General features: G+C 69.9%; 8 protein-coding genes and 1 riboswitch. Of the genes, 4 read left to right on the top strand and 4 right to left on the bottom strand.

The annotated features are described in order from the left end of the window. Positions 1-719: 719 nt before the first annotated feature. The 4 genes from FB157_RS28755 to gcvT all read right to left on the bottom strand — a co-directional run bounded on the left by FB157_RS28755 (position 720) and on the right by gcvT (position 5106). On the bottom strand, positions 720-2087 hold the full coding sequence (locus FB157_RS28755) for an L-serine ammonia-lyase (protein WP_145883565.1): 1368 nt from the start codon (positions 2085-2087) through the stop codon (positions 720-722). Between the two features lie 113 nt (positions 2088-2200). After that, complete coding sequence (gene glyA, locus FB157_RS28750) at positions 2201-3481, bottom strand: serine hydroxymethyltransferase (RefSeq protein WP_145883564.1); 1281 nt, start codon at positions 3479-3481, stop codon at positions 2201-2203. A gap of 14 nt (positions 3482-3495) precedes the next feature. Next, entirely contained in the window at positions 3496-3873 is a 378-nt protein-coding gene (gene gcvH, locus FB157_RS28745) for a glycine cleavage system protein GcvH (protein WP_145883563.1), read from the bottom strand. Between the two features lie 114 nt (positions 3874-3987). Further along, positions 3988-5106, bottom strand: a complete 1119-nt coding sequence (gene gcvT / locus FB157_RS28740; RefSeq protein WP_145883562.1) for a glycine cleavage system aminomethyltransferase GcvT — start codon at positions 5104-5106, stop codon at positions 3988-3990. 151 nt (positions 5107-5257) lie between these two features. Then, a riboswitch (glycine riboswitch) is annotated at positions 5258-5355 on the bottom strand. A gap of 178 nt (positions 5356-5533) precedes the next feature. Between gcvT and FB157_RS28735 the strand changes: the two genes are divergently transcribed. The 4 genes from FB157_RS28735 (at position 5534) to FB157_RS28720 (ending at position 9402) form a co-directional block, all read left to right on the top strand. After that, complete coding sequence (locus FB157_RS28735; RefSeq protein ID WP_145883561.1) at positions 5534-6202, top strand: AAA family ATPase; 669 nt, start codon at positions 5534-5536, stop codon at positions 6200-6202. 73 nt (positions 6203-6275) lie between these two features. Beyond that, on the top strand, positions 6276-7067 hold the full coding sequence (locus tag FB157_RS28730; RefSeq protein WP_145883560.1) for an enhanced serine sensitivity protein SseB: 792 nt from the start codon (positions 6276-6278) through the stop codon (positions 7065-7067). Positions 7068-7276: 209 nt separating this feature from the next. Beyond that, a complete protein-coding gene (locus FB157_RS28725) occupies positions 7277-8044 on the top strand; it encodes an enhanced serine sensitivity protein SseB C-terminal domain-containing protein (protein ID WP_385169856.1) in 768 nt (255 codons plus the stop codon). A gap of 359 nt (positions 8045-8403) precedes the next feature. Further along, the gene (locus tag FB157_RS28720) at positions 8404-9402 is read left to right on the top strand and encodes an ABC transporter permease (RefSeq protein ID WP_145883558.1); all 999 of its coding nucleotides are present in this window, start codon (positions 8404-8406) and stop codon (positions 9400-9402) included. Positions 9403-9453: the final 51 nt, after the last annotated feature.

Below are 9453 nucleotides of genomic sequence, written 5' to 3'. Positions count from 1 at the left end.
ACCGACGAGGCCGTCCTGCCCACCGAACTCACCGCATAGCCTCAAAACGAGATCGCCGAGTGGCCGTCGATACACCACTCCAGCGGACGTGACCCGAAGACCCGCCGCCTCGCACGCGGTGCCCACTCGAGCACCCCTGAAGCACTCGCACCACCGGCCTGCCCGTCTTGGGGCCCTGCTATCCGCCCGCGCTGTGCGACCGGCGGTGCCGCGAGTGTGAGGCGGCGCTTCGGAGCGCCCGAACATCCTTGCTGCTGAGTCCTCGTGGCTCCCGCCTCCGAGTACTCGGACGGTTCAGCAGTCTGAGCCTTGGACGGAAACGTTGTGGGGAGCGGATAAGGCCTCCTTGGCGCCGGTGGACATCCGCGAGTGGGGCCAAGTGCGGCCGGACGCCTTTGGACGAGGTAACACGGGGTGTCATGACGGAACCCTTCGCACATCTCTGATCAGGCAAAATGGCGCCACTGATCACGAGGCGGAACGAGCCATCAAGAACCCTCACGGTCTCGTAATGCGTAGGTCTCGCTACCTGGCGTATACGGATCCGCTCCACAACACGAGATGGTCTCAGGACAGTCCCGGTCGGGCGTGAGCCGACCGGTGCCCAACGCCGCTGAAGGGCGTTTGGCCGGGGACATCCCGGGGACTTTTCACCGCCTAAGCAGGAAGGGCCCTGACAGTGCTGAAAGAAGCGAACGCACTGGGCAGAGCCTGTTTCCTCAGCACTCGATGATGTTGACGGCCAGCCCGCCCCGGGCCGTCTCCTTGTACTTCACGCTCATGTCCGCGCCGGTGTCCTTCATGGTCTTGATGACCTTGTCCAGGGACACCTTGTGGGAGCCGTCGCCGCGCATCGCCATCTTCGCGGCCGTGACCGCCTTCACCGCGGCCATGCCGTTGCGCTCGATGCAGGGGATCTGGACCAGGCCGCCGACGGGGTCGCAGGTGAGGCCGAGGTTGTGCTCCATGCCGATCTCGGCCGCGTTCTCGACCTGCTCCGGGCTGCCGCCGAGGACCTCGGCGAGGGCACCGGCAGCCATCGAGCAGGCGGAGCCGACCTCGCCCTGGCAGCCGACCTCGGCGCCGGAGATGGAGGCGTTCTCCTTGAAGAGCATGCCGATCGCACCGGCGGCCAGGAGAAAGCGGACCACGCCGTCCTCGTCGGCGCCGGGCACGAAGTTGATGTAGTAGTGCAGGACCGCCGGGATGATGCCGGCCGCGCCGTTCGTGGGGGCCGTGACCACGCGGCCGCCCGCCGCGTTCTCCTCGTTCACCGCCATCGCGTAGAGCGTGAGCCACTCCATGGCGTGCGCCAGCGGGTCGCCCTCGGCGCGCAACTGGCGGGCCGTGACGGACGCGCGGCGGCGGACCTTCAGACCGCCGGGCAGGATGCCCTCGCGGGACATGCCGCGCTGCACGCACTCGCGCATCACGCGCCAGATCTCCAGCAGGCCGGTCCGGATCTCCTCCTCCGTGCGCCAGGCCCGCTCGTTCTCCAGCATCAGCGAGGAGATCGACAGACCCGTCTCCTTCGTGAGGCGGAGCAGCTCGTCGCCGGTGCGGAAGGGGTACTTCAGGACGGTGTCGTCCAGCACGATGCGGTCCGCGCCGACCGCGTCCTCGTCCACGACGAAGCCGCCGCCGACCGAGTAGTACGTCTTGGAGAGCAGTTCCGTGCCCGCGGCGTCGTACGCCCACAACGTCATGCCGTTGGCGTGGTACGGGAGCGCCTTGCGCCGGTGCAGCTTCAGGTCGGCGTCGAAGTCGAACGCGATCTCGTGCTCGCCGAGCAGGTTCAGCCGCTTGGTCGCCTTGATGTCCTCCACCCGCTGGTCCGCGGTCTCCACGTCCACGGTGCGCGGCGAGGCGCCCTCCAGGCCGAGCAGCACCGCCTTGGGCGTGCCGTGGCCGTGGCCGGTCGCGCCGAGTGAGCCGTACAGCTCGGAGCGTATCGACGTGACGGATTCCAGCACTTCTTCGTTGCGCAGTCGCCGGGCGAACATGCGCGCCGCACGCATCGGGCCGACCGTGTGGGAGCTGGACGGGCCGATGCCGATCGAGAACAGGTCGAAGACCGAGATGGCCACGGGGAACTCCTCAATACGGGGGGTGTTGCTCAGGGTGTGGTGCGGGGTGGGCACCGCCCGGCACCGCGCGCGTCTTCTGTGTCCAGTGTGCGCGGTGCCGGGGTACTTCGGACTTACTTGTTCAGACCGGGGTACAGCGGGTGCTTGTCGGCCAGGGCCTTGACCCGGGCCTTCAGGGCCTCCGCCTCGGCCTCGCCGAAGGGGGAAGGCGCCTTCAGTGCCTCGGCGATCACGTCCGCGACCTCGGCGAAGTCCTCGGCCGTGAAGCCGCGGGTCGCCAGGGCGGGCGTGCCGATCCGCAGACCCGACGTGACCATCGGGGGGCGCGGGTCGTTCGGGACGGCGTTGCGGTTGACCGTGATGCCGACCTCGTGGAGGCGGTCCTCGGCCTGCTGGCCGTCCAGCTCGGACTCGCGCAGGTCCACCAGGATCAGGTGCACGTCGGTGCCGCCGGACAGGACGTTCACACCGGCCTGGCGGGCGTCGGCCGCGGTCAGCCGCTCGGCGAGGATCCGCGCGCCCTCCACCGTACGGCGCTGGCGCTCCTTGAACTCCTCCGAGGCGGCGACCTTGAAGGAGACCGCCTTGGCCGCGATCACGTGCTCCAGGGGGCCGCCCTGGAAGCCCGGGAAGACGGACGAGTTCAGCTTCTTCGCGAAGGCCTGCTTCGCGAGGATGATGCCTCCGCGCGGGCCGCCGAGCGTCTTGTGGGTCGTGGAGGTGACCACGTCCGCGTACTCGACCGGGTTCGGGTGGAGACCGGCGGCGACCAGGCCCGCGAAGTGCGCCATGTCGACCCACAGGTAGGCCTCGACCTCGTCGGCGATCCGGCGGAACTCGGCGAAGTCCAGCTGACGCGGGTACGCCGACCAGCCCGCGATGATCACCTTGGGGCGGTGCTCCTTGGCCAGGCGCTCGACCTCGGCCATGTCGACCAGACCGGTCTCGACGTCCACGTGGTACGCGACCACGTTGAACTGCTTGCCGGAGAAGTTCAGCCGCATCCCGTGGGTCAGGTGGCCGCCGTGCGCCAGGTCCAGGCCGAGGATGGTGTCCCCGGGCTGGGCCAGCGCGAACAGGGCCGCCTGGTTCGCGGAGGCGCCGGAGTGGGGCTGCACGTTGGCGTACTCGGCGCCGAACAGCTCCTTGATCCGGTCGATGGCGATCTGCTCGGCGACGTCGACGTGCTCGCAGCCGCCGTAGTACCGGCGGCCCGGGTAGCCCTCGGCGTACTTGTTGGTGAGGACCGAGCCCTGGGCCTCCATCACCGCGAGCGGTGCGAAGTTCTCGGAGGCGATCATCTCCAGGGTCGACTGCTGGCGGTTCAGCTCGGCGTCGACCGCCGCGGCGATCTCCGGGTCCAGCTCGTGCAGGGACGTGTTCAGGACAGTCATACGGCTACGACTCCTCAGCCGGCGGTGAAGGCGGTGTACTCGTCGGCGGAGAGCAGCTCGGCCGGCTCGTCCGTGATGCGTACCTTGAACAGCCAGCCGCCCTCGAAGGGGGCCGAGTTCACCAGCGACGGGTCGTCGACGACGTCCTGGTTGACCGCGGTGATCTCACCGGTCACGGGGGCGTACAGGTCGCTGACCGACTTGGTCGACTCCAGCTCACCGCAGGACTCGCCCGCGGACACCGTGTCACCGACCTCCGGGAGCTGGACGAAGACGACATCGCCGAGCGCGTTGGCCGCGTGCTCCGTGATGCCGACCGTCGACACGCCGTCCTCGGCGGCCGACAGCCACTCGTGCTCCTTGCTGTAGCGCAGCTGCTGGGGGTTGCTCATGGCCTGAATTCTCCTGTACGCGCGGGAGTGCTGATGAATGGGGGACTGCTGGGACTGCTGAGGAGCAGTGAATGTGCGCAGCGTCACGTCCTCGGGACGGACCGCGCTCAGTGTCTACTTCTGGCGCTTGTAGAACGGCAGCGCCACGACCTCGTACGGCTCGTGGCTCCCGCGGATGTCCACACCGACGCCGTCGGTGCCCGGCGCAGCGTGCGCCGCGTCGACGTACGCGATGGCGATGGGCTTGCCCAGGGTGGGGGAGGGGGCGCCGGAGGTCACCTCGCCGACCACCTCGCCGCCCACGACGACGGAGTACCCGGCGCGCGGCACGCGGCGGCCCTCGGCGATCAGGCCGACGAGCACCCGGGGCGGGTTCTGCTCGGCCTTGGCGGCGGCCTCGGTGAGCGCCTCGCGGCCCACGAAGTCGCCCTCCTTCTCGAACTTGACCACCCGGCCGAGCCCGGCGTCGAACGGGGTCAGGGAGGTGGTCAGCTCGTGCCCGTACAGCGGCATGCCCGCCTCCAGGCGCAGCGTGTCCCGGCAGGACAGGCCGCAGGGCACCAGGCCGACGCCCTCGCCGGCCTCGGTCAGCGCCTGCCACAGCTCCACGGCGTGCTCGGGCTTCACGAACAGCTCGAAGCCGTCCTCGCCGGTGTAGCCGGTGCGGGCGATCAGTGCGGGGACGCCGGCCACCGTGCCGGGCAGGCCCGCGTAGTACTTCAGACCGTCGAGGTCGGCGTCCGTGAGGGACTTCAGGATGCCGGGGGACTCGGGGCCCTGGACCGCGATCAGCGCGTACGCGTCACGGTCGTCGCGGACCTCGGCGTCGAAGCCCTCGGCGCGCTCGGTCAGCGCGTCCAGCACCACCTGGGCGTTGGAGGCGTTGGCGACGACCATGTACTCGGTCTCGGCGAGGCGGTAGACGATCAGGTCGTCCAGGATGCCGCCGTCGGCCTGGCAGATCATGGTGTAGCGGGCGCGGCCGACACCGACGGAGGCGATGTTGCCGACCAGGGCGAAGTTCAGCAGGGCCGCCGCCTCGGCGCCGGTCACGGTGATCTCGCCCATGTGGGACAGGTCGAAGAGGCCGGCCCTGGTACGCACGGCCACGTGCTCGTCGCGCTCGGAGCCGTAGCGCAGGGGCATGTCCCAGCCCGCGAAGTCGGTCATCGTCGCACCGAGCGAGCGGTGGAGGGCATCCAGCGCGGTGTGACGGAGTTCGGTACTGCTCATCGGTCGGTCGTCTCCCAAGGCATGACTGGCGAGGTCGTTCCTCCCCATCTGTCATCGGAACCTGAGAGGTTCGCCGAGACCGCCACAGGGACGACCACGGCTTGCACCTTGGGTGGAGCCACTGACACAGCGGCCCGCTTTTCAGATGTGCCTCGCCCGCGCGGTAACGGGGCCTGAGAGATTCAAGGGAGGGACTTGCTCCTTCGGCGTCCCAGCGAAGGCTGCTGGGAACTCTCCCGCGCGGATTCAAGCGGCCGGTATGCAGTTGGCGGGCACATCATTGCACGCCTCGCCCCCACCCGTCAGGGCCCGCATCTGTAACCGGACTGTGGCAGTACGCGCACCGAACCACTGGGCGCGGCGCATTACCTTCTCTTTACGCGTGATGGGCATGGGATTACCAAGCACACAGGGGAGGACGATCACGGTGAACAGGACCTCGGCCTACGCCACCACCACCGGCATCGCGGTGCCCGGGCAGCCCTCCGCCCCGGCCCGCGAGCGCTGCGCCGACCGCCCGGCCCCGGTCGTCCGTGACCTGCGCGACCGCGGGGGCCGCAGCCCGCACGCCCTGCTCTTCGGGCCCGGCGACCTGGTGGTGATCACCGGCCTGCCCGGCAGCGGCAAGTCCACGCTGATGCACCGCGCGGTCCCCGGCCACCGCATCGACTCCCAGGACGCCCGCGACCGCTGGGACGCCCGCATGCCCCGCTTCCTTCCCTACGCGCTCTACCGCCCGCTGGTACGCCTCGCCCACTACGCCGGACTGCGCCGCGCCCTGCGCACCGGCGAGGGAGTCGTCGTGCACGACTGCGGCACCCAGTCCTGGGTGCGCTCCTGGCTGGCCCGCGAGGCCCGCCGCCGCGGCGGCACCCTGCACCTGCTCCTTCTCGACGTCACCCCCGGCACGGCCCGTCAGGGCCAGCGCGAGCGCGGCCGCGGCGTGTCCCGGTACGCCTTCGGCCGCCACCGCCGTACGACCGCCCGGCTGCTGCGCGCGGTGGAGCGCGGCGAGCTGCCCGCCGGCTGCGGCTCCGCGGTGGTGCTGGACCGGGACGCGGCGGACGTCCTGCACCGCATAGCCTTCACCGGCTGATCGGACCGGTCGCCGTCACAGGCACCCGCTAGCCTTTTGCTCCACAGCATGGTTCCCAGCAGGCGGTAGGCAGATGGACTTCCCGGCGGACATTCCCGCGGACTTCCCGGCACAGACGCACCCCCACCCGCACGGCGGTTGGCCCGGCAACGAGCTGGAGGAGGTGCTCTCGGCCTCCCTCGGCATACCCTCCGCGGGCGGCCGGATCATCGAGGTGCTGGGCCGGAGCTTCCTCTGGATCCCCCTGCCGAACGGCGGCGGCCCGCAGAGCGGCCCCCTGGACCTGCCCACGATGGAGATCGAGGGCCAGGTGTACGTCCCGGTCTTCAGCTCCGAGGAGCAGCTCCGCCAGGCGGCCGGCCCCCACATGTCGTACACCATCGCCCCGGCGGTGGAGTTCGCCCGCGGCCTGCCCCCGCAGGTCGGCATCGCCGTCAACCCCGACGGCGTGGTCGGCATCCCGCTGCCGCCCGAGGCGGTGGCCGAGCTGTGCCGCGCGGGCCGCACCCCGCTCGACGGCCCCGGTTCCGGCGGCCGGGTCCGTCTCTTCGAGCCCGACTGGCAGGACGACCCGGTCGACTTCCTGGCCGCCGCCTCCGCGGAGTTCACCGCGACCGGCGTGGTCGTCACCGCCCGCCGCTGCCTCGCCGCCATCGAGACGGCCGACCCCGTCATGTTCGTGGGCGTGGAACTCTCCCAGTGGGAAGGCGATCTGCGCGCCCTCCCCCTGGACGCCCTCGGCAAGGCCCTCGGCAAAGTCCCGGTCAAGTGGCCCGTCAACCTGGTCCTCCTCGACGTGGCCCAGGACCCGGTGGCCGACTGGCTCCGGGCGAACGTGCGCCCGTTCTACCAGTCCGGGCACTAGAAGCCGACGCAGGGGCAGCCGACCCAGGGGCGCGGGGCCGTGTCCGTTTTGCGGCTCCGCCGCGGACCGCGAGAACCCACCACGCACCCGCACCCGCGAACGGACACAAGGCCCCGAGCTACTGGGCGCTTAAGCTGTCTCCAAAAGCGGAGCACTCCACAAGAAGGGCAAGACAGGTGAGCGCGAGCCCAAGCGGCAGCGTCGAGCACATGCTGCGCCAGGTCACCCCCGGGCGCTACGACGCCTACGAGGCACTGCTGCGCGCCCTCGCCACCCCCTCCTCCGGCCAGATCTGGATGCTCCTGTGGCACGGCCAGGCCGGCTCGCCCGACGCCCAGTACGGAAACATGGAGGTCGACGGCTTCAGCTACGCCCCCTGTGTGACCTCCGCCCAGGAGCTCTCGGCGAGCGGCTGGAACCGCTCCTACGAGGTGGTCGACGGACTGGACGTGGCCCGCACCCTCTATCCCGACCACTTCGGGCTCTGGCTCAACCCGCACGCCCAGGGCGGCGGCGTCGGCATCCCCTGGCTGGACCTGCGGCGCATCGCCACCGGCCTGGACCGTCAGCCGGCCGGCCCCCTGCGGCTGTCCGAACCCGGCATCGAGATCTCGCAGTTCTACGCCCTGCTCGCGCAGAACGCCCACCGCACCCCGGCCCTGCGCTCCCTGCGCCGCGCCTGGGTGCAGCCCGCGCTCGGGGCGCCCTACCTCGCCATCGGCCTGGACGTGTACGACACCTCGCCGGCCGCGGTGGACTCGGTGCGCGCGATGATGCAGCAGTCGGTCGGCGCGGTCCCGGACGGGCTGCCGGTGTCCACGGTCGCCATGACCGACGACTACGACCCGGTCGTGATCTGGATGCGGGCCAACGCCCGCCCGTTCTACGACCGTGAGGCCCACGCGGCCGCCCCGCAGCCCCAGCCGCAGTCCCCGGCTGCCGGCTACGGATATCCGCCCGTGCACGGCGCCTACTGAGCGCCGCCACCCCGCCCCACCGGGGCGTTTTCTGTCCTTCGGGATGCCCGTCGCCTACGTCGGGCGTCCCGGCCCGAGCGTGTGCGCGACGGGTCGAGGGCGACGACTGACTGGTCATCGGGTGTGGTGAGCGCGTTCGCGGGTCGGTTCCGTAGGTTCGGATAACGGAACCCCCATGGCCGCATCACGGTTATGCATACTTTCGCCTTGGACTCTGGCGGGTGATCGCGGCCACGCTGAAGACTCCCCACTCAAGACACGAGGTGCTCACCTCGTGGTCGAGTGCAAGTCGATAAAGCCGCAAACCTTCGCGGCAGACGTGGGCCGGGCAACAACCGGCTAGAGGGGTCGGGTTCACAGTGACCGCACCGATCGAGACCACCGGAGCCGAGGCCGAGACCCCGCCCGAGGCTGTGCTCGCCGGGGTCAAGAAGGCTCAGATCGAAGGGCGTTCTCTCACACAGATCGCCTGGACCCGTTTCAAGCGGGACAAACTGGCCGTGGCGGGCGGTGTCATCGTCATCCTGCTCGTGCTGATGGCGGTGCTCGCGAAGCCGATCGAGTGGGCTTTCGGGCTGGACCCCAACCAGTTCCACCAGGACCTCATCGACCCGGCTCTGCTGGCCCCCAAGGGCAGCTGGGGCGGCATGAGCTGGGACCACCCGCTGGGCGTCGAGCCGCAGTACGGCCGTGACATGCTCTCCCGCATCATCGAGGGCTCCTGGGTCTCGCTGCTGGTCGCCGGCGGAGCCACGCTGCTGTCCGTGATCATCGGTACCGTGCTCGGCGTCGTCGCCGGCTACTACGGCGGCTGGGTCGACAGCGTCATCAGCCGGCTGATGGACACCTTCCTGGCCTTCCCGCTGCTGCTGTTCGCCATCGCCATCTCGGCCTCTGTGCAGGACGGTTTCTTCGGGTTCAACGGTCTGTCGCTGCGCATCGGCGTGCTGATCTTCGTGATCGGCTTCTTCAGCTGGCCGTACATCGGCCGTATCGTGCGCGCCCAGACGATGAGCCTCGCACGGCGCGAGTTCGTGGAGGCCGCCACCAGCCTGGGCGCCCGCGGCCCGTACATCCTGTTCCGCGAGCTGCTCCCCAACCTCGTCGCGCCGATCCTCGTCTACTCGACGCTGATCATCCCGACGAACATCCTCTTCGAGGCCGCGCTGAGCTTCCTCGGAGTCGGTATCGCTCCGCCGCAGGCTTCTTGGGGCGGAATGCTCAGCAATGCAGTGGATCTCTACACAGCAGATCCGCAGTTCATGTTCGTGCCCGGACTGGCGATCTTCATCACCGTCCTGGCATTCAACCTGCTGGGTGACGGGCTGCGTGACGCGCTCGACCCTCGCAGCAAGTGATCCAACGATCGAGGGGGCATTCCTCACGTGAAGACGAGAAGGGTTACCGCC

The organism is Streptomyces sp. BK340 (genome assembly GCF_007827595.1).
Lineage (GTDB): Bacteria > Actinomycetota > Actinomycetes > Streptomycetales > Streptomycetaceae > Streptomyces.
This window is presented reverse-complemented; position numbering and strand designations above follow the sequence as displayed.